This window comes from Cerasibacillus sp. (assembly GCF_036516575.1).
In the GTDB taxonomy this organism is placed as follows: Bacteria; Bacillota; Bacilli; order Bacillales; family Amphibacillaceae; genus Cerasibacillus.
Genome location: NZ_DATBTY010000076.1, coordinates 1 through 22928 on the forward strand (window position 1 = coordinate 1; position 22928 = coordinate 22928).

The following is a 22928-nucleotide window of genomic DNA, read 5'->3' on the forward strand; positions in this document are numbered from 1 at the left end:
AGACAACTATATAAAATATTATAACAATAAACGCATCCAAACAAAACTAAAAACAAGTCCTGTTAAATATCGCTTGAAATTCTTACAAGCTGCATAATATTTGTGCGGTTCAGTACTGTCTACTTGACAGGGACATGTTCATATCCTTTAACCGCAATGGATATTTCCGGTGAAGAAGATTCATATAAAAATGAATATGTCGTTTACTATAGTGTGAAAGGAAAATTACCGGTCGATAAAATGAAAGATAAAATTGCTGAAGTGGACGTCACATTACGCAATTTCAATGTTGCTGATGAAGTATATGCAAATACTGGCATGAAAGAGCCTTATTTTATCATTGAGTTAAATCGAATTATTATATATGGAGATACGTCTGATTAAGTATGAGAGAGTTCTTTTAAAAATATGGATGGCTATCCATTACATTTAATGAACATGAAGTAATTGAAAAAAGGTTATACAAACATAAAAAGAGGTATGAGCATGAATTTGATAAAAAATTTTAATAAAACGATATATGAAATCGGTATGGGAATATTTGAATCCCCAATTTTTTATCATGCACCAGTAGGGATACGCTTTGAAATTGGAGCGGAACAGGATGTCTATATAAAAAAGGGGTTATTAAGAAAAACACATCCTAATCCGCTATATGTGAAAGAAGCATTCGAGCGTGCAGTCACTATTTTTAACGACTTGCCACAAAATGATTGGCTATTAAGAATAGACGTGTTTAGTGAACAAGAGATTTCAAAGGTAGTAAAAAAATTACAATTAGAAATGCCTAAAGAAACGGTAAAGAAAATGTATGATTTGGAAGAGGAAGAAATAACGCATTATGAATTGTATTGGGATTTAAGTGAAATCGATTGGTCGCTTGAAAGGATACTTAAAGAAGTTATATTAGCAGATATTGGTGGGGTAAACAGTTTAGCATCAGCGGTATTTTTGTTACATACAAACGAACATATTCTTTATCATTTATATGATGACAGAGGATTAGATGTTGTTGCAAAAGATAAAGAAACATTACGCCCACTATATGACACGTATGGAAAGTGGATATTAGATTATGATCGTAAACAAATTGATGATGTTTTTATGAAAAATGATGCTATACATGATTTAAAGGACTTTTTACTTTTCTTAAATAAATTAGAAGAAAGTAAAATTTATTATACGTTAAATAAAGTTAGAGATGAAGCAATTATGATTGACGTAGCAGTTCCAGGACAAAGATGGGAAATTGAATTTCTTGATGATGGTTCTGTAGACGTTGAAAAGTTTATCGCGGATGGCGATTTGTATGATGCCAGCGAGCTTGAAAATTTGTTGAAGCAATTTGGTGACTGAACGATTATAGTTCCTTGATAAGGAGATATAAAATGTAAGCAGATGCTTGAGACGCAATGATCAAGTTTGTTATCTCATTTAGACAGAATTAATGAAATTAAACGTGGTGAATAATGGATATGTTTAGCGAATAATATTTGTAACCCTGTACTACTACTCGTTCGGGCGAAAGATGATGAACGACGTGAACATAACACGTATATCGGTAGAAGCTTTGCTGATCAATAGATGATAGCGGAAGCTTATTTGGAAAAGCTGTAAAAGATGGTTACATCGCGTCGGCGCAATATTTAATACCTTTTCCTGTTAAGAAGAAAGCTCTTATGCTTCTTTTATAAAAGATTATAAAAAAATAAGGTGAATATTGCAATCATCTATTAACAATCAAGGTGAGATAAAAATGAATGATAGACAAAAACTAATAAAATTAATTGAGGATTATCTACATAAACAAATCACTGTTAAAAACTTCACTGATCATTATACGCTATTTTTCCATCTTGAAATGGATGACGATGGTAGTATGGCAGGTGAGGAGAAAGAACAATTTAGAGAGTTAGCAGATATTGCTGATCGGTATTCTCCTTATGAAGGCGAATTAATCAAGTATAAATCTGTTTATTTTAGTGAAGAAGATGTATATAGAACGGCGAAGAAAGTGTATGAAACTCTAGTTGATTTTTAGAAAATGATTTTTTAAAAGAGGTTTATGATGAAAAATAAAATGGACTTGGTGAAGTCGTTTTCGCCTATAAAAATAAATGAGATAGATAAGTTATTGTTATCCACATTAAAAGCAATCAATATTCCAAAAGAAGATGAACGAATAAAATTCATTTTAAATGATCCCTATTGTCCCGATATGAGATTAATTCAAAGGGTTTATATAATCTATAAGAAATCAATCCTTGAGTTACTTGAAGGGAAGATTAGTTCTATTCATAGTTATGAGTTTATGGAAACTATTAAGAAGGACCGAACCATTTCTGTAGAAGATATTGAATATGTTTTGGAAACGGCTACAGTTGTAGTACTTGCAAGTGAAAATGATGGTGTATTAACAAGTTATTTCTATAGTGGACTAGGAGAAAAATTAGATAGCATTTTTAATTTATGCTTGGGTTACTCTAAAGAGTTAGAAAAAACTGAGTACAAGAACAGTTTACAGAGATTTGTGAATGATATTAAAATGGTTGAACAGATGGGATTGTTAGAAAAAATAAAAAAATAATAAGTAGGTGATAAGCTCTGACAATAAATTAATAAGGCTATTCGATTGAACTATTCTCGTATACGTACAAATTAGTTGAAATATTTCCGCGACCGACCACTTTGTTAAAAATCGTTAAAACATCGAATCGTCCTACGTCGAGTTGGTAGAAGTCGGATGAATAAAAGTAATTATAATATTGGCAGAATGAGGTTTTTCGGTATTATGGCACAACGAAATTGACTGAAGTTTATCGGATATTTAGATCAATCAGCAGCATCTAAAAACTCCATAATCATATATACTTCCAATCAGCAAGAGTTCGGATGATTTAGGGGAATCTGCTGTTAATATATTTTTTCCTAATATCATTGAACCGATGATCGCACCAATTATTATGATTAAAGTAATGATGACCACAACAACCACTTTTTTCAAATGAATCACCTTTATTATTGATTATATTTAAATAAACCATTATTTTAAAAATTTACTATTGTTAATATAGTAACATAGAAAAAGTATATTTTATAGGTGTGAGTCTCATGGTCTTTTTGTTTATAAAATAAAATTAAAAGGAATTTATTAATTGATGTCGAACGATTAATATTAAAGAGTAGGTATGAACGATGAAAAAGTTAATTGTTGCATTATTTACTTGTGTTACTTTAATACTTTCATTTGGAACGGCATCTATAACAGCCAATAAAGCCAATTTGTGGAGAGCCGTGTCAGGATCCTTTAAATCCATAATAATGCATAATTACGTTTTCCGTTGGTAGACCGTCCTTTAGTGACGCTCTTTTTTATTTTTATAGAAATCATTCCCAACTGGAAACAGAAATCCCTATGACAGTGCTGGATGATGGAAATAAGTGTGCGTAAAGAGTTGTTGAAATGAATCCATAAAAATCAGTTGGTCGATATCATTTATATGTGACATGATGAAAAGTTTGTGTAGCAAAATAAATAGAAAAAGCCTTGAAACATTGAAATATCAACATTTCTAAGGCTTTTTGTGTTATAGTTTGCAATACAGTTCTATTAACGTGAGTAGAACTCAACGATTAAGGATTCGTTAATTTCAGCTGGTAGTTCTTCGCGCTCAGGAAGTCTTGCGTAATTACCTTCTTGAGAATTTTCATCATAGCTTAGATATTCTGGAACGAAAGTGTTCATTTCAAGCGCTTCTTTAATAATATCTAAGTTTTTAGCTTTTTCACGAAGGCCGATTGTTTGACCAACTTTCACTTGGTAGGAAGGGATATCAACGCGTTGACCATTAACAGTGATGTGACCATGGTTTACTAATTGACGTGCTTGGCGACGTGTACGTGCAAAACCAAGACGATAAACCAAGTTGTCAAGACGTGATTCAAGAAGAACCATGAAGTTCTCACCGTGAACACCCTTCATTTTACCAGCACGTTCGAATAAGTTACGGAATTGACGTTCGTTTAAACCGTACATGAAACGTAACTTTTGTTTTTCTTGTAGCTGTAAGCCGTACTCAGAAAGCTTACGACGCTGGTTAGCACCATGTTGCCCTGGTGCGTAAGGGCGTTTATCAAGTTCTTTACCTGTTCCTGTTAGTGAAATGCCAAAACGACGAGATTTTTTCCAAATTGGACCTGTATATCGTGCCATAGGACATTTCCTCCTTATTTGTTTATTTGCATAAAATAAACAGAGCGTGTTCCAAACCGTTGTGTATTTTATTTTCATGTACCATCGCCCCAGCAGCTGAGGGTTACACGATACACCTCTAAATAGAGGAATAAAATACGCGCAAGCGGTGGTTCACTTAGGCTACTTATTATTTTACACAACTTCTAGTATATATTCTACTATAGAACAAGTCAACCCTCCCATCATAATTTACAAAAAACACTAACAAACAACCATTTATATAGGAAAAATTACCTATAAAGTATATAATGTAGATGAATGACTAGTTATAACGTATTATAAAAATGGAAACTGAGTTTTCCTTATTAGGTGATATTAAATGAAGGAACAGTTACAATTAGAGCTTAGAAATATCTTTTTTGAGGTCATGACAAAAGTAAGTCCGATTTGTATGAATAAGGAAATTTTAACTGATTTAATACGTGAGCTTGTCCGCCACTTTGAACAGCATGGGATAGGTATTTACATATGGAATGCGTGGAAGGAAAACTATGAATTAAAAGCAATTTATCCGGAAAAGGAGCAGAGTCATTTCGCATTAACATATGCTGAAGAAAAGCTTCCTTCAAAGATAAACTATAGTCGTCAAAACAACGTCTTGTTTTTGCCATTAAAAGTATCTGAAGAGCATCATGCTTATTTTATCTGTCATGTCAATCAAAATAGCAAATTGTTCTCGAGTTACACATCTATTTTACCGACGTTCCACCAAGATTTAGAGGAGTTTTTGTCTCTCTTATATACATGTCAACAAATGAAATTAAAGGAAAGACGAATGGAGTTTGCGAATTCGTTTTCAGCAAGGTTGTATTCGAAAATGAATAAAAGCGAAATTTTAGAGGAGTTTTATAGAGCGATAAAAAAGCTATATCCAAACTTTTCATATCAAATCTTTCTAGCACAAGATTATGAAATTAATCCCACGTTACCTGTTAAATTATTAGAATTTACAAATGCTACAACTGAAAATGTGAGTACAACTGTTTTTCTAACGGGTGAAGCACAAATCGATAAGAAAAATCACAAAACATATTTGTATATCCCTTTAAAAGGTGAACAAGGCATTTACGGTGTTTTACAAATTGTGTCTAGATTAGAAGAGATTCGCTCATTTCCAAAATATGATGTATCCTTTATATCACAAATAGCTAATTTCACAGGTAGAGCAATTGAAAGTGCTGCATTATATCAAAGTTCAAATCGTTTAGTAGAAAATTTAAAGCTCATTAATGAAACATCACACCAATTAAACTCTAATATGCAATTACAAGAAATTCTTCATATTATTCGTAGAAAAGTTATGAAAACAAGTCATTGTTCAGAAATTGGACTTATTAAAATTGCAGATGATAAACATACCCTATTAGAAGAAAGCACACCTTATTTCCATTCACAAGCTGGTAAGGATTTGATAAGTCTTTTAATCGAAAAAAACAAACAGACACAGGAAGCGTTTTTTTCGGGTGATTTCGCATCTGATGGGATGGTTCGATTTCGTTCAGTGATGGCCATTCCGATGCAAAGTGCGAATCAAATGTATGGTATGGTTATTTTACTTCATGAAGAACCGTACTTTTTCACGTTTGAAAGCTTTAAGACCGTTCAGTCATTAATCAGGCATTCGACATTATCTATTTTTAATACGATTTTACGTAATCAGCTTGAGCATACAGTCAAAACGGATTATGTGACAGGCTTATACTCACGTAATCATCTAGACCACCAAATTAGTGAACATATGAAGGTCGGGGATAAGGGAACACTCATATTCCTTGATATTGATGATTTCAAACAAATTAATGATCAATATGGGCATCATATTGGCGATGACGTGTTGAAACAAGTTTCTCAAATAATTAAAAAGCATACACGCTCAAGCGATATTGCTGCACGTTGGGGTGGAGAAGAACTAGCAGTCTATCTACCCGATGTATCCATTGAGATAAGTATGCAAATTGCTGAAAGAATAAGGGATCATGTTGAACAAGAGACAAATCCGAAAGTGACGGTTTCCGTTGGGGTTTCATCATGGGAACAATCGGAAGTTGATTCTGTTTCTGACTTGTTCATTCGCACAGACCAGGCATTATATGAAGCGAAAGAAAAAGGTAAGAATTGTGTTATTAAGAAGTATAAATAATAAGAAAGCGTACGCAAAAATTACTTTGCCTGCGCTTTTTCTAATGCCTTGGCTAAAGTTAATACGAATTTTTCTAAATAATGTTGATCCGTTTTATCAAAGCGATTAAGTGTCGGGCTATCAATATCGAGAACACCATATATTTCTTTGTTAACGAAAATTGGAATAACGATTTCAGATTGACTGGCTGCATCACAGGCAATATGTCCCGGGAAATGATTAACGTTTGGAACGATCAGCGTTTCTTTCTTAGCAACCGCACTGCCACAAACACCTTTTCCATACGGAATGCGAATACAGGCAGGTAGCCCTTGGAATGGGCCTAGTACTAATTCATTATTTTTCCATATGTAAAATCCAACCCAATTAATATCGTTTAAAAATTGATTTAAGAGCCCAGCCGCATTTGCTAAATTAGCAATTTCATCTTTTTCATCTGCAATTAAAGCATGTAATTGTTTTATTAGTATCTCATAATCTTTTGTGCGATTACCAGTATAGTTCATTGTTTGAAACATGACGTATCATCCTTTCATGCAAATATTGTCGAGAAATAAATGCAGGATTTTGACATTAATTTGTCGTAAGTAAGAAGTAAGCCGATTATAAATGGAGGTACAAGTATGAATACGCTGAAACCAACGAAACAAAAAATTATGCGAATCGCGTCTTCGCTATTTTATCAAAAAGGATTTCAAGGTACTTCTATTCGAGATATTGCCGCAGAAGCAGATGTCAATATTGCAGCTATTAGTTACTACTTTAATGGGAAACAGGGACTTTTAGAACAAACAGTGACCACTTATTATGAGACCTATTTAGATGTTTTAGAGAAGGTATATGAACAAACAGCCACATCCTCTCCCATTGACCGTTTGAAAAAAATAATAGCTTCCATCCTTCATTTTAAACAAGACAATGAAGAACTGACATGCTTTATATCCCGTGAAATGGCATTTGATTCGACGTTTGTACGTGAAATTGTTGTTACTTACTTAGCAAAAGAAAATTATTTGATTAAAGAGGCTTTTTTTCCTGTTCTGCAATTGAAGCAAAAGAATCCACGTGAACAGCATTTTTTATTTATGCAGTTGATTGGTATGCTGTCAACACCATATCTCGTTCATCCCGATCTTAAACAACATACGATAGGGTATATAGGGAGTGAACATTTCGTTAAATATTATTTAAAGACAATCAATAGATGGCTTGATTGGTTGGTAACAAGTAAAATATGAAATTCATGAGATTTTTTTAGCCAAAAACAGTCAGAACATGGTATTATAAATAGTATACTTATATTTTATGATGAAGTCATCTTATTTATTTAGTAAGTGATTGAATATAGATGGAAGAGCAAGATCCTCTTAACCAAGGAGAGTCAGCTAGGAGGTTATGTATGATATTTATCATAGGTTCTATACTAATAATAATACTCATCTTAATAACCGGTTTAATCTTACGTAAACGAACGTATGATGAAGTAGATCGTCAAGAAAATTGGAAAGTTAATATTATGAATCGCAATGTAGCGGGACAACTTGCCCGGATTAAAGAGCTCAATTTATCAGGAGAAACTCAGGAAAAGTTTGAGACATGGAAAGAAAAATGGGAAACAATTGTAACGCAAGATCTAGCAAGTGTTGAAGAAGCTTTGTTTGAAGCGGAAGATGCGGCTGATCGCTATCGTTTCCCGACAGCGCGTAAGGTGATCCAACGTACAGATGCCATTCTTGAAGCGGTTGAGAAAGATATCGATCAAATTTTGTTGGAATTAGATCAATTGATGGATACAGAAAAGCAAAATCGTAAAGATGTTGAACAGATGGAACCGCGTATTAAAGAATTGCAAAAACATATGCTACAAAATCGTTATCAATATGGGAAAGCAGACGCTTTATATGAAAAAGAACTTGACAAATTGGAAGAGAAAATTGCAACTTATTATGAACTCGTTGCTGATGGGAATTATTTAGAAGCGAAGGAGCTTGTTGAACAAGCAAAAGATGAATTAACAACGATTGATCATGCTATCGAAGAATTCCCCGCATTGTATAAAATGTGTAAAGATACACTTCCAGCTGAATTCAGTCAGTTATTAGCAGGAATTCAAGAAATGGGAGAAGCAGGATATCCAATTAATCATTTTGATTTTAAAAATGAAATTACAAAGTATCAACAACATCTTGATGATGGTCTGAAGGCTCTTGAAAAGGGCGACTTAACCCCTGTTAAAGAAATGATGAATGAAGCTGAAGAGCGAATTAAAGAATTATATGATTTACTGGAAAAAGAAGCCTTGGCTAAGAATTATGTCGATTCCCATATCCCTTCATATCGAACAGCATTAGAAGAAATCGCAGCAACATTCCAAGAGACAATGTTGGAAGTCGATCATTTAAAGCAAAATTACTATTTAACAGATCAAGATATGGAGCAATATATGGCGATTGAAAAAGCGATTGAACATTTAGAACTTCAATTGGTCAAGATGAATACGACATTAGAACAAAAGAAAAGTACATATACAGATTTACGTAAAAACCTTGAAAATGATTGGAATGAGCTCAAACAAATCAAACAAAACCATATTGAATTTAAAGAAAAGCTAAACAGCCTGCGTCATGATGAAATAGAAGCGAAAGAAAAACTGACTACAATGCGTCAAGATATTCAAGACACGTACCGTAAAGTCGAAAAAAGCAATATCCCTGGCGTACCTAAACATATCATTAACCTTATGGGTGAAGCTCAGGAGAAAAATGAAGCCGTTCTTCAAGCTTTAGAAGAGCAACCACTTGATATGGCACATGTGCAAAATACATTGACAGAGGCACAAACGCTGATCAACCATCTTATGGAACAAACTGATTTTATGTTAAATCAAGCCTTTTTAACGGAACAAGTCATTCAATATGCTAACCGATATCGTAGTCGATATCCGCTTTTAGCAACTAAATTAAACGAAGCAGAACAACTATTTAGAAAGTATGATTATGAATTGGCTCTAGAAGAAGCAGCTAAGGCGGTTGAAGAAGTTGAGCCAGGAGCACTAAAACGGATAGAAAAGATGCAGACAATCGGATAAGAAAGCATAAAACAGGGCTGCCTGATGGGATATATTTTCCATCGCCAGCCTTCTATTTTTGTATGTTACCTTTTTAAGGAGGTTAAATAACGTTGATTTATTTAGACAATAGTGCGACAACAAAACCACATCCCGATGTACTTAAAAGCTTTAACCAAGTTGCAACACAGTTTTTTGCTAATCCCTCATCAATTCATCAATTAGGGGGAAAAGGGGAACAACTGTTAATGACAGCGAAACAACAAGCGGCCAAAATGTTAGCTGTGTCAGCGGATGAAATTATTTTCACGTCTGGTGGTACAGAAGGTAATAATCTAGCGGTAAAAGGAGTTGCACTGCAACACCGCGAACGTGGCAATCATATTATTACAACTTCAATTGAACACCCTTCTGTATTTGAGGCTTGCCATAGTTTAGAAGAGCTTGGCTTTCAAGTCACCTATTTGCCTGTCAATGAGGATGGTATTGTATCAATAGAAGCTTTAAAAGAAGCCATTTGCGACGAAACAATCCTAGTATCAATTATGCATGTCAATAATGAAATTGGATCAATTCAACCGATAGAGGAAATCGGTCACTATTTAAAACAATTTCCGAAAATTGTTTTCCATGTTGATGATGTCCAAGGATTTGGAAAAATTCCACTAGCGATACGAAAAAATCACATTGATTTATATACAATATCTGCACATAAAATTCATGGACTAAAAGGAAATGGTCTTTTATATAAAAGTAGCCGTGTCAAATTATTCCCACTTTTTCATGGTGGTGAACAAGAGGGCGCGATGCGTTCAGGGACCGAAAATCTAGCCGGAGCTGTTTCAATGACAAAGGCAATGCGTTTAATTAAAGAAAAAAATAATCGGGATGTTCAAAAATTATTAGACTTGAATCAGTTATTACGGCATGGTCTAATAGATATACAAGGTGTCGAAATAAACTCACCTTTACAAGCAGCGCCACATATTCTTAATGTATCGGTGCCAGGTTTAAAGCCGGAAGTGATCATCCATGCTTTAGGTAAAGAAGGAATCTATATATCGACAAAGTCGGCCTGTTCATCTAAACATATGGAAGAAAGCAGGATTCTTAAAGTATGTGGGAAAAATAAGGAACAAGCCTCTTCCGCCTTACGGATTAGTCTGTCTTACGATCAAACGGAAGAAGACATAAAAACATTTTTACACGTGTTCAAACGAATCGTAAATCAATTTAAAGAAATGATGGGGTAGAATGAATATGGAATTTGATCATATCTTAATTCGCTATGGTGAATTAGCATTGAAAGGTAGAAACCAAAAACACTTTCTAAATAAATTACAACAAAATGTCCAACATAAATTAAAAGCATTCCCAAATATCCAAGTGAAACGGACACAAGGGCGTATGTTTATTTTGTTAAATGGAGAAGACCCACAACCAATAATTGATAAAGTACGTCGTATCTTTGGTATTCATAGTTTAAGTTTAGCGATAAAAGTACAAAACGAACTCCCACAGATCGAACAAGCAGCATTATATGCACTGAAACAATCAGACGCAAAAACATTTAAAGTATCTGTTAGACGGGTAAATAAATCATTTCCTAAAGGTTCACAGGAAATGAATCAACACTTAGGTGCTCATCTATTACGTCATACTGAAGGCATTGAGGTAGATGTGCACAATCCAGATGTTGAGGTAAAAGTTGAAATTAGAGTTGATGCTACTTATATTACATCACAAGTGATACCAGGTGCGGGTGGGTTACCTGTAGGAACGTCTGGAAAAACGCTCCTCTTATTATCAGGTGGAATCGATAGCCCAGTTGCGGGTTACATGATGATGAAACGTGGTGTTGAACTAGAAGCAATCCATTTTCATTCACCACCTTTCACAAGTGATCGTGCAAAGCAAAAGGTGATTGATTTAGCAGAGAAATTAACAGCTTTCGGTCATCGCCTAAAAATCCATGTCGTTCCATTTACAACGTTACAACAGAAATTATTTCAGGAAATTCCTGATGGTTATGCAATGACGGTGATGCGCCGAATGATGTTCCAAATCAGTGAAGCTGTTTGCCGGAAGCAAAACATCTTGTCTATGGCGACAGGTGAAAGCTTAGGACAGGTTGCATCACAAACGATGGAAAGTATGCATACGATTAATGAAGTGACGAATTATCCAATTTTACGACCACTCGTAGCAATGGATAAACAGGAAATAATTAAAATTTCTAAGGATATTGATACGTACGATATTTCAATTCGTCCTTATGAAGATTGTTGTACGATTTTTGTTCCGAAATCACCTAAGACGAAACCGAAACGTGATAAAGTCAATCAATTTGAAGCGGGTTTCGATTTTCAACCGTATATTGATGAGGCAGTTGAAAATATTGAAACAATCATCGTAACAGACGAGAAACCAAAAGATGATTTATTTGAAGAGCTATTTTAGATAAAAAATATCATATCTATCTGAAAAAAATCTCACCATCCACTATATGAAGGATCTTGTGTTTTTGACAATTACAATACTTACCAGTTGAATTAATGCATGTTTCATCTCTTTTGTTGCAGGATAAACAGTACCAAGGGAGGTGAACAACATGCCGAACAGAAATTCAAATCAATTAGTCGTACCTGGCGCTGAGCAAGCTCTTCAACAAATGAAAACTGAAATCGCTCAAGAATTTGGTGTACAACTTGGTCCAGATACAACCTCTCGCGCAAACGGTTCTGTCGGGGGAGAAATAACAAAACGTCTCGTACAGATGGCGCAACAACAATTTAGCGGAATGCAAGGACAGTAAAATAGCATAGTGATATGGCTTAAGAATCATCCAATTAATTGGATGATTCTTTTTAAGTTTCGGGCATAAATTACTTGTTCCGTTCCAAACTAAGGAAAGACGATTGTTTAAAGCGATGTGGTAGTCAATGACTCTTATTGCGCTTCTATTAATAATAGTGATTGTAGTATTTTTTATTATTAGATGGTCGCGAATTTACATGACATGGGAATTAAAGAGAACATCTCATCAAAAACAACTCATGATTAGTGTGTCTATTTTTAAATGGCGTGTATTCAAAAGAAAATGGACATATGAATTATTTGATCCAATATCGTTTGTCACAACATGCCTCGAAAAGGAATTTGTGACAGAACAATGGCTTAAGAATATGTCACTCATTAAAAAAATAAGGCCCTATCTGTTAACAACACGAATTCACTCATTTCAGTGGAATACACGATTAGGAACAGGAAAAGCACATCATACAGCTATTTATTCAGGGCTGTTATGGTCGATTAAACAGATGATCTTAACATTTTCACATCAATATTTAGATTTTCGTTCCCGTCCATCGATTACTGTTGACCCGAATTTTAATCAATCTCATTTCTCTATAGAGTTAAAAGGCACCGCCTCTATCAACTTTAAGACGGCTTTATACATTATGATTCATGTTATTCGTCAAAATAAGATAAAGAAAGGATAGATATCATGGAAGAACATCCAATACAAAGCCTTATGGCAACGACGATGGAAAATTTAAAAGGAATGATTGATGTCAGTACGATTATTGGTGACCCAGTTGAAGCAGCAGATGAAACGTTAATCATTCCGATTTCTAAATTAGGGTTTGGGTTTGCTTCAGGTGGGAGCGAGTTTTCTCCACAAGAGCAATCATCCGAAGATACGATGCTACCATTTGGTGGTGGTGCGGGTGGCGGTGTTTCTGTCACGCCGATTGCTTTCTTAGTTGTTCATAAGAAAGGAGTTAAGATGATTCATTTAAATGAAAATGTGCATGTGTATGAGAAATTACTTGATTTAGCACCACAAGCATTAGAAAAAGTGGAACAAATTTTATCCGATTTATCAAGAAATACGAAGAAGACTGAGAAAACAGAGTCCAAAAAAGACGAAGATGAGCATGGAAATCAAAATTTCATGATATAATAGATGATTAGATTGAGGTGTTTCCAGTGAGTTACTTGGAAACGATTGGGGGAGTATTTATCGTGGAAAAAATTGAAACATTATTTTCATGGCTTGACCATACAGCTGAAATGATTGAGGCAAGTCAGAATGAACCATATCTCGACTGTTTAGCTCATGCAATGGAAATATTATTTTATAGAGAGGTTTCTAATATTGATGATGATTTAACTGCAAAAAAGATTGAAAAAAGTTTACAGACCATTGACTTAAAAGAGTTTCAACAAATAGAAATTCGTAAAGCTGTCCAGATGGCGATTTTAAAAGGGATGAAGGAAAACACCCAGCAACAACATCTCATTACACCAGAAGCAGTTGCTTTATTTATAGGATATTTAGCGAACAAATTTATGTCGCGGCAGGATACAGTTACATTATTTGATCCTGCTTGCGGGACATCAAATTTGCTAACGACTGTTATTGGTCAATTGCACAAATCAGTTGAAGCCTATGGTAGTGATGTCGATCCGACATTAATGCGCTTATCTTTAGCTAATGCTAATTTGCAGGAGATGGAAATTGAGTTTTTCCAACAAGATAGTTTACGTCCATTTTTAATGGCTCCAGTTGATTTAGTAGTTAGTGATTTACCTGTTGGCTATTATCCAGATGATGTCAATGCAAGCCAGTATAAGTTAAAGGCAGAGGAAGGTCATTCATACGCCCACCATTTGTTTATTGAGCAAAGTTTAACATATACAAAAGAAGCAGGGTATTTAATTATCCTTGTCCCTAATTTTTTATTTACAAGTGATCAAGCTGAACAGTTACAAACATTTCTAAAAGAACATGCTCATATATACGGCTTGCTACAATTACCAGAGAGTATTTTTAAATCTAAAGCAAATGCAAAAAGTATTCTTGTTTTACAAAAGAAAGGCCCAGGTACAGCAACGCCAAAACAACCACTTCTTGTTCAACTGCCATCTTTCAAAAATGAAAAAGCAATGGCCGATATTATTGGTCAAATGAATACTTGGTTTTCAAAATATTTATGAGGGGGAGAAAGATGACGATAGGGGTAATGATTGTAACGATTAGTGATACGCGTACCTTTGAAACAGATAAGAGTGGCCAATTGATTGAGGACTACTTAAATGAATCTGGTCATCGCATCATAAAGAGGGAAATTGTAAAGGATGACCGTTTCTCAATTGAAGGGGCACTTACCAAGGGATTTGAACATCCAGATATTGATGTTATCTTAACATCAGGTGGAACGGGCATTGCTTATCGTGATGTAACAATTGAAACGGTAGAACCATTATTAGATAAGGAAATTACAGGATTTGGCGAGATTTTTCGTATGTTAAGTTACACTGAAGATATCGGTTCTGCTGCTATTATGTCACGAGCTATCGCAGGTGTGGCTCAGCATACAGCTATTTTCTCAATGCCGGGATCCTCCGGTGCAGTAAAGCTGGCAATGGAAAAACTAATTTTACCTGAATTAACACATGTCGTCCATGAAATAAAAAAAGATCTTTAAAACAAACACGTGTGTAGAATTTTAAGAAATGAGACTGGCATTTAAATAATAATTCAATGAGTATTCAAAAAAGAGCTGTCTTAGGGACAGCTCTTTTATCATAGGTTAGAAATGGAATCAATCTAACGTACAACTAAAACACTACATGGGGCAAAGCGTACGATGCTTTCAGATACACTACCAATTAAGAAACGTTCAACAGCACTTAAACCTGTCGCACCACAGACAAGTAAGTCTGCATCAAATTCTTTAGCGATATCTTTCGGTATTTTAACGCGTGGAGAACCGTATTCCACATTTTTAATAACTTTTGATAAACCCGCTTTTTTCGCCTCATCAATATACTCATCAATTAATTCATTTGCTTGGGCTTCTGCACGTTCACCTAATGTACGATCATAAGCCTCAACCATGGCAAATGATCGGGAATCAATAACATTTGCAATCATTAGAGTTGCGTCATTTTGTTTGGCAAGGGCAACCGCCTCATCAAATGCCTTTTTCGCTTCATCTGAACCGTCTACTGCAACGAGAATTTTTTTGTAAGATGCCATCTTTCATTTCCCCTTTCTAAATAACATCTATTATAAGTATACAACATTATATCCCTTTTTTGGCAGAAAGAAACAGAGCATTCTTACAAAATTTTGTACAAACTAATTATGAGACTTGTTTTGTTTCCCCCTCGATATGAATGCTAATCGGGAGATGATCTTATTGAAGAGTAACGATCAACGGAAACCAAGAGAGCTATATGAAACAAAAAACGGGGTCGAAATTATTAAGAATCAACTGATTGAAAGTTATCAAAGTGGTGTTGTTGAGGACCGATTAAAAAACAATCGTGCGGTTCATTCATTTAATAATCAGAGCAAGTAAACAAATGGGTCTGTTGAAGCCCCTTAATCAATAAGCGGAGAAAATGTATCAATCTTCTCCGCTTGTAATATTCGGTTGGGGAACAAAAGATATTTTTCTCAACTCTTTATCATAGTAAAGTGTTTCAGATGTTATTTTGGTACATTTTTGATAAAATAGATATTATCCCCTATAGAAGGAGTAGGTGTATACATGAGAATCGGGGTACCTAAAGAAAGAATGAATAATGAAAACCGAGTAGCGATGACGCCGGCTGGAATCGTCAGTTTGAAAAATGCCGGTCATGAAGTCTTGATTGAAACAGGAGCAGGATTAGGTTCTGGATTTACTGATGAACAGTATAGAGAAGTTGGTGCCACTATTGTAGCCACAAGTCAAGAAGCGTGGAAGACGGATATGGTTATGAAAGTCAAAGAACCATTGCCCGAAGAATATGATAACCTCCGGGAAAATCAGATTATCTTTACATACTTCCATCTTGCCAACGAGGAACGTTTAACCCATGTTTTACTAGAAAAGAAATCAACAGCAATCGCCTATGAAACCGTTCAGCTTCCAAATCGTGCATTACCTTTATTAACACCAATGAGTGAAGTTGCGGGAAGAATGTCAACCCAAATAGGAGCGCAATTTCTAGAAAAAACATACGGTGGCAAAGGTGTCTTATTAGCTGGTATCCCAGGTGTTAAGCGTGCGAAAGTGACCGTAATCGGTGGTGGAGTAGTCGGAACAAACGCGGCAAAAGTGGCAGTAGGTCTTGGTGCAGATGTCACGATTATTGACTTAAATCCTGATCGATTGAGACAATTGGATGATATTTTTGGTTCATCATTAAAAACAGTGATGTCAAATCCGATGAATATAGCAGAAGCAGTGGCAGAGTCAGATTTAGTCATTGGAGCTGTGCTCATTCCAGGATCACGGGCACCCAAATTAGTAACTGAGGATATGGTGAAACAGATGTCAGAAGGCTCTGTTATCATTGATGTCGCCATTGACCAAGGTGGTATTGTTGAAACGAGTGATCGGGTAACGACACATGACAACCCAACATATACAAAACACGGTGTTGTCCATTATTCAGTTGCTAATATGCCGGGTGCTGTACCACGCACATCAACAATCGGTCTAACGAATGTGACCATCCCTTACGCTTTGCAAATTGCTAATCAAGGAATTGTTGAGGCCGTATTAAATAATGATGCCTTATTAAAAGGTGTCAACACATATAATGGTCATGTAACCTATCAGGCGGTAGCTGAGGCACATGGACTCACATATACTGCTGTTAAAGATTTGTTAAAGTGATCAAATGGAGCAGTTCATATGATGTATAATTCACTTATGAACTGCCTTTTTTCTCTACCAGATGCGAACTCGCATAAGAAATTCAAACCACAATGGGCAGATTAACCCGTTTAAATATTAAATCTATACACGACAAATCTATCCAACACATGAAAACTCTATTTTCATCTTCGAACTACAAATTTACATCATGTTATTATTCATCCATTAATTTGAAACATTTTCCCAACCTGTTTCGTATGACATATAGAAGAACAAAATTATTAAAAGGAGGAACATACATGTTCAAATTTTTCAAAAGAATGAAAACAGTTGTTGCTTCAGAATTAAACGCGATGCTCGATAAAGCAGAGGATCCAGTAAAAATGCTCGATCAGTTCATGCGTGATATGGGTGAGGATATTAAAGACGCTGAGAAGGCAGTTGCTAAGCAAATTGCCAATGAAAAAATATTAGCAAAAAAGCTTGAAGACACGAAAGCGATGGTTGAAAAGCGTCAACAACAAGCTGAACAAGCGGTCGATGCAGAAAAAGATGAATTAGCTCGTCGGGCCTTAGCTGATAAGAAAGAATATGAAAATCAAGTTAACTTATTAACAGAATCATACGAAAAAGCTAAAGCGGATTCAGAGGTGTTGAAAAACAAGCTCAGTGAAATGAAGCGAGAATATCAACAGATGAGATTGAAGAAGGACTCGTTAAAAGCACGCGCCGAATCTGCTAAAACAAGAACAAAAATTAATCGCACGATGTCATCTATTGGTGGTGATGACTCAAGACTTGGTTTCGAACGAATGGAAGAAAAAGTACTACAATTCGAAGCCGAAGCAGAAACGACTGAAGATTTATCCGCACAAAGTCGCACTTTAGACGATGAATTTGCTGAACTAAATTCCGATGTAGAAGATGAGTTAGCTGCATTAAAGAAATCAATGGGAAAAGAATAATGGACTCTTAAAAGGATCATCTTCCTTCTCAGGTAGTGATCCTTTTATTTTTCCTAAGAAATCAGTCTGATTAAACGTACATATGACATTATATTTACATTATTGGCCGGTTTGTTGTATGGTAAAAGTAATATCATATCAATATCAAGGGAGAGATCTATTATGAAAATTTCATATCATGGACACTCTGTAGTAAAAGTAGTAACTGAAACACATACGATATTAATTGATCCTTTTATCAATGGGAATAAATTATGCGACCTTGATGCGAATACTGTAGCAGCGGATGTTATCTTATTGACACACGGACATAATGACCATGTGGGTGACACGGTAGAAATTGCTAAACGAAATGATGCACTCGTAGTTGCTCCGAACGAATTAGCTGTCTATCTCGGACTAAAAGGCGTTAAGACACATCCGATGAATTTAGGTGGAGCCTATGATTTTGACTTTGGGCGAGTTAAATTTACCCACGCTTTTCATGGATCCTCTTACCAAGAAGAAGATAATACATTTGTTTATACTGGGATGCCGAGCGGAATTTTGTTGACTGTAGAAGGTAAAACATTATATCACTTAGGAGATACCGCCCTTTTCACTGATTTAAAAATGTATGGAGAATTAAATGATATTGATGTCGCGTTTATTCCGATTGGTGATAACTTCACGATGGGGCCAGAAGATGCTTTAATCGCAGCTGATTGGGTCAATGCTAAAATCGTTGTCCCTGTTCATTACAATACATTCCCTGTTATTGAGCAAGATGCTGAAGCCTTTGCGAAAAAGGTAAAGACTGGGAAAGGAATGGCGCTGAAAGTCGGCGAGGTATTTGAATTGTAAAGAAGATGATTTGAGTGAATATTTAACAAAGAGACTGCCGTATAGTGGTAGTCTCTTTTTTATGATTTATTACTGGAAAAGTAAAAGAAATCTACAACAATACTAAAAACTAGTTACCATTGTAATATTTGTGAAATAACTATGAAAAATCATGTTAATTGTTTGTGAAAATAGCAAAATAGTACTGTATAACTATTGAGGCAACAGGGAAAATATGCTACTATTTGCCTATAACAAATTAATAATTTGAACGTTATAAAGGAAACGCAGTGACATACGATGTATATGTGGGCACCTAAATCGTATGAGCGGGTGGTGCAACCGGCCTTTACATACATGTGTTATGTAGGGGCATTTTTTATTGGAAAAATGTTATTGAAAACATAAGGAAAGGGAGGGATGTGACGATGAGAGTTTATCGATACGCGTTATGCGTCCTATCGCTCGTCGTTTTAATTTTAATACTAAACATTGTTCCTGTTCAAGCAGCGGCTAAGGTGTCAACTGGTTCGTCAGTCAGCGGTGTATCACTTGAAGGATTGACTTATAGTGAAGCGAAGGACAAATTAACAGAAGCAGTTAATGAGTGGCTTGCTGAAGATGATCTTCTAGCCAAAAGTGAATACGAACACATTTACATTCCGCGTGACACGTTTCACTTTGACATTGATGCAACATTAAAAGAATTGGAAGAAGAAACAAGACGACATTGGTCACGTTTTTTTAAACGAAAAGAAAATGTGGCACTATCTCTTAAAGTTACGATAAAAGACGATGGGCAATTTTCTAGTTGGCCTAAACGCATTAATACGGATGAAACACTTCAACGTTTAATCACAGTTGCTGAAAATCTCGCATCCCAACCGGTTAAAATAGCGTATGACAAAAAGGTAGACACTGATATCGAAACTGTAGCAAAAGTTCGCTTGCCCATAAAGAAGCTATCAAGAACAGACTTACTATATATGACAGATTCGGTAAAAGGATTTGTCGTCAAACCGAATGATACATTTTCGTTTAAAGATGTCATTTCATTGCCAGAACAGTTTGACCAGTCGACAGCTGAAATGAATTTCTTAGCAACAGCATTTTATGCGTTGTTTTTACAAACAAATGCACAAATTGTTGAACGTCATTCACAAGGTGTGGAGACACTTTATGAAAAACCTGGTGTTGAAGCAGAAGTGCGTGCTGAAAAGGATGCAGATTTAATCATATCGAATCCAAATGATTATGCTTACCATGTTAATGCGGATATTGACGGTGATCATGTTGAACTTACATTGCAATCATTTTCATCACCATATACCTATACTTACAAATTGGAAAACAACCGAAAGATAAAGCCACGCACAATCTATCGCTATAGTCGTGATTTAAGTCCAGGAGAAAAAGTAACGTTGGAAGCGGGAAAAGACGGGCGAAAAGTAGATGTTTACCGAGAAACATACTCTAAGGAAGGTGGCTTTGTAGATAAGGAGTTAATCAGTCGTGATTACTATCCAGCATCACCAACGATTGTCCTAATTCCTATTCAAGAAGAAACAAATGATGAAGAATCAATAGAAGAAGAAATGGCAAATGAAGTAGAACAAATAGATACGTCACTAGCATCTAATGATGATGTGATGTCACTTTATGATCATTTACGTAATGAATCAGAGGGAGAAAATAGTGATCTATACGACTTATTTAAAGAAGAATATTGCACTAAAGAAGATGTTGATGAAGAAGGGAACAAAATAGACCCTCATCCTTTATGTAATGAAGATAATGAACAATGGAATCAATGGATGTTTCCGTTTCTCCTTTTAGAGGCGGTTAATAAAATGCCTGAGTTGTTCGATGATCCAGAAGGAGAAGGAGATCTCTATCCTGAGCAAGACAAGAAAAAATCAGACAAAAATAAAAAAGAGGTGAAACAATAATGTCGCGCATTAGGCTCGGTGATTTATTAGTTAATTCAGGGCTTATCACTCAGGAACAATTAGACAAAACACTACAAGACAAAGCACCTGACGAGAAACTTGGAGACGCTTTGTTACGTGAAGGCTACATAACTGAACAGCAACTAATCGAAGTGCTTGAATTCCAATTAGGTGTACCACATATTAACATCTCACAATACCCAATCGAGCAAGAAGCGATTCAACTCGTTCCGCCACAGTTAGCGAAACGACATGATGCAGTTCCGATTAGTATTGATGAAAATAAATTATTTGTTGCGATGGCTGACCCGATGGATTACTTCGCCATGGAAGAATTACGAATGGCAACTGGTCATCAAATCGTACCTGCCATTGCCACAAAAGACGCTATCTTCCGAGCAATTACGAAGTACTATGATTTACAAGAGTCACTTGAAGAAGTCATGGGTGAATTAGCACCGGATGAAACAATCGAAGAAGCGAACATCGCTGATGATGATTCACCGATTGTACGTCTGGTGAACCAAATCATTGCGAATGCCGTCGCCCAAAGAGCAAGTGACGTTCACTTTGATCCACAAGAAACGGAACTAAAAATTAGATATCGTGTTGATGGCGTGATGAGAACCGAACGCTCATTACCAAAACATATGCAAAATGTCATCATTGCACGGATTAAGATCATGGGAAACTTAAACATTACTGAAAACCGACTCCCACAGGATGGACGTATCAAGATGGAAATTGATTTTAAACCAATTGATATTCGTTTATCAACATTACCAGCCGTTCATGGGGAAAAAGTCGTTATGCGTATTTTAGATTTAAGTAATGCTTTGGACCGCTTAGATAAAGTTGGGTTCGAGGAAAATAATTTAAATAAATTCCGTGAGATGATTTCAAAACCAAACGGGATTGTATTAATCACCGGTCCAACAGGGTCAGGGAAATCATCGACACTGTATGCGGCATTAAATGAACTGAATTCAGATGATGTCAATATCATCACTGTTGAAGATCCTGTTGAGTATCAACTGGCAGGTATAAACCAAGTACAAGTCAATGAACAAGTCGGGATGACGTTTGCAACAGGCTTACGTTCCATCTTACGTCAAGACCCTGACATCGTCATGATTGGGGAAATTCGAGATTTAGAGACAGCGGAAATTTCAGTCCGAGCGTCATTAACTGGTCATTTAGTATTAAGTACATTACATACAAACAGTGCCTCGGCTGCGTTAACACGTTTAATTGATATGGGAATTGAACCTTTTTTAATTACATCATCTCTATCAGGTGTCGTTGCCCAACGACTCGTTCGTCGCGTCTGTCGTGATTGTAGTGAAGAAGTTGTACCGACTGAACGCGAAAAAACTTTCTTCCAAGAACGCGGTCTGTCAATTGACAAATTAAATCGGGGAAAAGGTTGTCCAAGTTGTAATATGACGGGTTATCGTGGACGAATGGCGATTCACGAAGTTTTACAAATAGATGATGAGTTAAGAAAGCTTATCATGGAATCGGTCAGTGCCAGTCGAATTCGCGATTATGCAAAAGAGAGTGGCATGAAGTTTTTAGTCGATGATGGCTTGTTAAAAGTACAAGCTGGTTTGACAACAACAGAAGAAGTATTGCGTGTTGCAGCGAGTGAATAGGAGTGTCGAAACATGTATGTTGATATTAATCAGTTACTATCAGAAGCCGTCCATGACCAAGCCTCAGATGTTCATATAACGGTCGGCTCACCACCAATTAGAAGAATTGATGGAACATTACTACCTTATGGTGAACAACCATTAACAGGAGCAGATACAGAGGCGATGGCAAAAGCTATTTTATCAGAAAAAGAATGGCAAGCCTTTTTAGAGACCGGAGAAGCAGATGCATCGTATGCGATTGAAAATGTCGCACGGTTTAGGCTAAATGTTTATCGTCAAAAGCAACATGTGACATTTGTTGCAAGGATTATTCCGGATAACATACCGACCATCCAACAACTGAATATGCCACCTGTTTTAGAACAATTGGCTTTAAAACCACACGGTCTCATCTTAGTAACAGGACCA

At 35.8% G+C, this 22928-nt stretch carries 24 protein-coding genes and 1 pseudogene; 22 read left to right on the forward strand and 3 right to left on the reverse strand.

Annotation, left to right across the window (positions count from 1 at the left end):
- Window positions 1–10 precede the first annotated feature (10 nt).
- The 5 genes from VIG73_RS13415 to VIG73_RS13435 all read left to right on the forward strand — a co-directional run bounded on the left by VIG73_RS13415 (window position 11) and on the right by VIG73_RS13435 (window position 2587).
- Window positions 11–97 (forward strand): IS3 family transposase, encoded by an 87-nt coding sequence (locus VIG73_RS13415; protein WP_414648402.1) that lies wholly within the window; start codon window positions 11–13, stop codon window positions 95–97.
- Between the two features lie 5 nt (window positions 98–102).
- A complete protein-coding gene (locus VIG73_RS13420; RefSeq protein ID WP_331642849.1) occupies window positions 103–384 on the forward strand; it encodes a hypothetical protein in 282 nt (93 codons plus the stop codon).
- 102 nt (window positions 385–486) lie between these two features.
- Window positions 487–1356: a DUF3885 domain-containing protein gene (locus tag VIG73_RS13425; RefSeq protein WP_331642851.1), complete on the forward strand. Its 870-nt coding sequence runs from the start codon at window positions 487–489 to the stop codon at window positions 1354–1356.
- 400 nt (window positions 1357–1756) lie between these two features.
- Window positions 1757–2041, forward strand: a complete 285-nt coding sequence (locus VIG73_RS13430) for a colicin immunity domain-containing protein (RefSeq protein WP_331642853.1) — start codon at window positions 1757–1759, stop codon at window positions 2039–2041.
- Between the two features lie 27 nt (window positions 2042–2068).
- Entirely contained in the window at window positions 2069–2587 is a 519-nt protein-coding gene (locus VIG73_RS13435; protein WP_331642855.1) for a hypothetical protein, read from the forward strand.
- 1023 nt (window positions 2588–3610) lie between these two features.
- On the opposite strand, the gene rpsD is transcribed toward VIG73_RS13435, so the two are convergent.
- Window positions 3611–4213 carry a 30S ribosomal protein S4 gene (rpsD, locus tag VIG73_RS13440; protein WP_331642857.1) on the reverse strand — a complete coding sequence of 201 codons (603 nt, stop codon included), beginning with the start codon at window positions 4211–4213 and terminating at the stop codon, window positions 3611–3613.
- A gap of 361 nt (window positions 4214–4574) precedes the next feature.
- On the opposite strand from rpsD, the gene VIG73_RS13445 reads away from it, so the two are divergent.
- Complete coding sequence (locus tag VIG73_RS13445; protein WP_331642859.1) at window positions 4575–6395, forward strand: diguanylate cyclase; 1821 nt, start codon at window positions 4575–4577, stop codon at window positions 6393–6395.
- Between the two features lie 20 nt (window positions 6396–6415).
- On the opposite strand, the gene VIG73_RS13450 is transcribed toward VIG73_RS13445, so the two are convergent.
- A complete protein-coding gene (locus VIG73_RS13450; RefSeq protein ID WP_331642861.1) occupies window positions 6416–6913 on the reverse strand; it encodes a GAF domain-containing protein in 498 nt (165 codons plus the stop codon).
- 105 nt (window positions 6914–7018) lie between these two features.
- On the opposite strand from VIG73_RS13450, the gene refZ reads away from it, so the two are divergent.
- From refZ to VIG73_RS13495, 9 genes are all read left to right on the forward strand, one after another.
- The gene (refZ, locus tag VIG73_RS13455) at window positions 7019–7633 is read left to right on the forward strand and encodes a forespore capture DNA-binding protein RefZ (RefSeq protein WP_331642863.1); all 615 of its coding nucleotides are present in this window, start codon (window positions 7019–7021) and stop codon (window positions 7631–7633) included.
- Between the two features lie 161 nt (window positions 7634–7794).
- Window positions 7795–9483 (forward strand): septation ring formation regulator EzrA, encoded by a 1689-nt coding sequence (gene ezrA, locus VIG73_RS13460; RefSeq protein WP_331642866.1) that lies wholly within the window; start codon window positions 7795–7797, stop codon window positions 9481–9483.
- A gap of 92 nt (window positions 9484–9575) precedes the next feature.
- The gene (locus VIG73_RS13465; RefSeq protein WP_331642868.1) at window positions 9576–10715 is read left to right on the forward strand and encodes a cysteine desulfurase family protein; all 1140 of its coding nucleotides are present in this window, start codon (window positions 9576–9578) and stop codon (window positions 10713–10715) included.
- 7 nt (window positions 10716–10722) lie between these two features.
- On the forward strand, window positions 10723–11922 hold the full coding sequence (gene thiI, locus VIG73_RS13470; protein ID WP_331642870.1) for a tRNA uracil 4-sulfurtransferase ThiI: 1200 nt from the start codon (window positions 10723–10725) through the stop codon (window positions 11920–11922).
- A gap of 151 nt (window positions 11923–12073) precedes the next feature.
- Window positions 12074–12277: an alpha/beta-type small acid-soluble spore protein gene (locus VIG73_RS13475; protein ID WP_331642872.1), complete on the forward strand. Its 204-nt coding sequence runs from the start codon at window positions 12074–12076 to the stop codon at window positions 12275–12277.
- A 199-nt stretch (window positions 12278–12476) separates the two neighbouring features.
- Complete coding sequence (locus VIG73_RS13480) at window positions 12477–12965, forward strand: DUF2953 domain-containing protein (RefSeq protein WP_331642874.1); 489 nt, start codon at window positions 12477–12479, stop codon at window positions 12963–12965.
- 5 nt (window positions 12966–12970) lie between these two features.
- Complete coding sequence (gene ytfJ, locus VIG73_RS13485; protein WP_331642876.1) at window positions 12971–13429, forward strand: GerW family sporulation protein; 459 nt, start codon at window positions 12971–12973, stop codon at window positions 13427–13429.
- A gap of 62 nt (window positions 13430–13491) precedes the next feature.
- Complete coding sequence (locus tag VIG73_RS13490; RefSeq protein WP_331642878.1) at window positions 13492–14466, forward strand: class I SAM-dependent methyltransferase; 975 nt, start codon at window positions 13492–13494, stop codon at window positions 14464–14466.
- 11 nt (window positions 14467–14477) lie between these two features.
- The gene (locus VIG73_RS13495; RefSeq protein WP_331642880.1) at window positions 14478–14957 is read left to right on the forward strand and encodes a MogA/MoaB family molybdenum cofactor biosynthesis protein; all 480 of its coding nucleotides are present in this window, start codon (window positions 14478–14480) and stop codon (window positions 14955–14957) included.
- 122 nt (window positions 14958–15079) lie between these two features.
- Here VIG73_RS13495 and VIG73_RS13500 read toward each other — a convergent pair whose 3' ends face one another.
- Window positions 15080–15511, reverse strand: a complete 432-nt coding sequence (locus VIG73_RS13500) for a universal stress protein (RefSeq protein WP_331642882.1) — start codon at window positions 15509–15511, stop codon at window positions 15080–15082.
- A 163-nt stretch (window positions 15512–15674) separates the two neighbouring features.
- Here VIG73_RS13500 and VIG73_RS13505 point away from each other — a divergent pair, with 163 nt between their 5' ends.
- The 7 genes and pseudogenes from VIG73_RS13505 to VIG73_RS13535 all read left to right on the forward strand — a co-directional run.
- Window positions 15675–15836 (forward strand): hypothetical protein, encoded by a 162-nt coding sequence (locus tag VIG73_RS13505; RefSeq protein WP_331642884.1) that lies wholly within the window; start codon window positions 15675–15677, stop codon window positions 15834–15836.
- A gap of 192 nt (window positions 15837–16028) precedes the next feature.
- Window positions 16029–17144: an alanine dehydrogenase gene (gene ald, locus VIG73_RS13510; RefSeq protein ID WP_331642886.1), complete on the forward strand. Its 1116-nt coding sequence runs from the start codon at window positions 16029–16031 to the stop codon at window positions 17142–17144.
- 281 nt (window positions 17145–17425) lie between these two features.
- Window positions 17426–18091, forward strand: coding sequence for a PspA/IM30 family protein (locus tag VIG73_RS13515; RefSeq protein ID WP_331642888.1), 666 nt, complete (start codon window positions 17426–17428; stop codon window positions 18089–18091).
- A gap of 162 nt (window positions 18092–18253) precedes the next feature.
- Entirely contained in the window at window positions 18254–18934 is a 681-nt protein-coding gene (locus VIG73_RS13520) for a metal-dependent hydrolase (protein WP_331642890.1), read from the forward strand.
- A 407-nt stretch (window positions 18935–19341) separates the two neighbouring features.
- Window positions 19342–20862, forward strand: coding sequence for a G5 domain-containing protein (locus VIG73_RS13525; RefSeq protein ID WP_331642892.1), 1521 nt, complete (start codon window positions 19342–19344; stop codon window positions 20860–20862).
- Window positions 20862–22517, forward strand: a complete 1656-nt coding sequence (gspE, locus tag VIG73_RS13530) for a type II secretion system ATPase GspE (RefSeq protein WP_331642894.1) — start codon at window positions 20862–20864, stop codon at window positions 22515–22517. The genes VIG73_RS13525 and gspE overlap by 1 nt, the downstream gene beginning before the upstream one ends.
- A gap of 12 nt (window positions 22518–22529) precedes the next feature.
- Window positions 22530–22928: pseudogene (locus VIG73_RS13535) on the forward strand (type IV pili twitching motility protein PilT); the annotation flags it as partial.

Bases quoted from the DNA above. Each gene is read 5' to 3' on its own strand.
- VIG73_RS13425 (WP_331642851.1), top strand. From the start codon at position 487: ATGAATTTGATAAAAAATTTTAATAAAACGATATATGAAATCGGTATG.
- VIG73_RS13430 (WP_331642853.1), top strand. From the start codon at position 1,757: ATGAATGATAGACAAAAACTAATAAAATTAATTGAGGATTATCTACAT.
- VIG73_RS13435 (WP_331642855.1), top strand. From the start codon at position 2,069: ATGAAAAATAAAATGGACTTGGTGAAGTCGTTTTCGCCTATAAAAATA.
- rpsD (WP_331642857.1), bottom strand. From the start codon at position 4,213: ATGGCACGATATACAGGTCCAATTTGGAAAAAATCTCGTCGTTTTGGC.
- VIG73_RS13445 (WP_331642859.1), top strand. From the start codon at position 4,575: ATGAAGGAACAGTTACAATTAGAGCTTAGAAATATCTTTTTTGAGGTC.
- VIG73_RS13450 (WP_331642861.1), bottom strand. From the start codon at position 6,913: ATGTTTCAAACAATGAACTATACTGGTAATCGCACAAAAGATTATGAG.
- refZ (WP_331642863.1), top strand. From the start codon at position 7,019: ATGAATACGCTGAAACCAACGAAACAAAAAATTATGCGAATCGCGTCT.
- ezrA (WP_331642866.1), top strand. From the start codon at position 7,795: ATGATATTTATCATAGGTTCTATACTAATAATAATACTCATCTTAATA.
- thiI (WP_331642870.1), top strand. From the start codon at position 10,723: ATGGAATTTGATCATATCTTAATTCGCTATGGTGAATTAGCATTGAAA.
- VIG73_RS13475 (WP_331642872.1), top strand. From the start codon at position 12,074: ATGCCGAACAGAAATTCAAATCAATTAGTCGTACCTGGCGCTGAGCAA.
- VIG73_RS13480 (WP_331642874.1), top strand. From the start codon at position 12,477: ATGACATGGGAATTAAAGAGAACATCTCATCAAAAACAACTCATGATT.
- ytfJ (WP_331642876.1), top strand. From the start codon at position 12,971: ATGGAAGAACATCCAATACAAAGCCTTATGGCAACGACGATGGAAAAT.
- VIG73_RS13495 (WP_331642880.1), top strand. From the start codon at position 14,478: ATGACGATAGGGGTAATGATTGTAACGATTAGTGATACGCGTACCTTT.
- VIG73_RS13500 (WP_331642882.1), bottom strand. From the start codon at position 15,511: ATGGCATCTTACAAAAAAATTCTCGTTGCAGTAGACGGTTCAGATGAA.
- ald (WP_331642886.1), top strand. From the start codon at position 16,029: ATGAGAATCGGGGTACCTAAAGAAAGAATGAATAATGAAAACCGAGTA.
- VIG73_RS13515 (WP_331642888.1), top strand. From the start codon at position 17,426: ATGTTCAAATTTTTCAAAAGAATGAAAACAGTTGTTGCTTCAGAATTA.
- VIG73_RS13520 (WP_331642890.1), top strand. From the start codon at position 18,254: ATGAAAATTTCATATCATGGACACTCTGTAGTAAAAGTAGTAACTGAA.
- VIG73_RS13525 (WP_331642892.1), top strand. From the start codon at position 19,342: ATGAGAGTTTATCGATACGCGTTATGCGTCCTATCGCTCGTCGTTTTA.
- gspE (WP_331642894.1), top strand. From the start codon at position 20,862: ATGTCGCGCATTAGGCTCGGTGATTTATTAGTTAATTCAGGGCTTATC.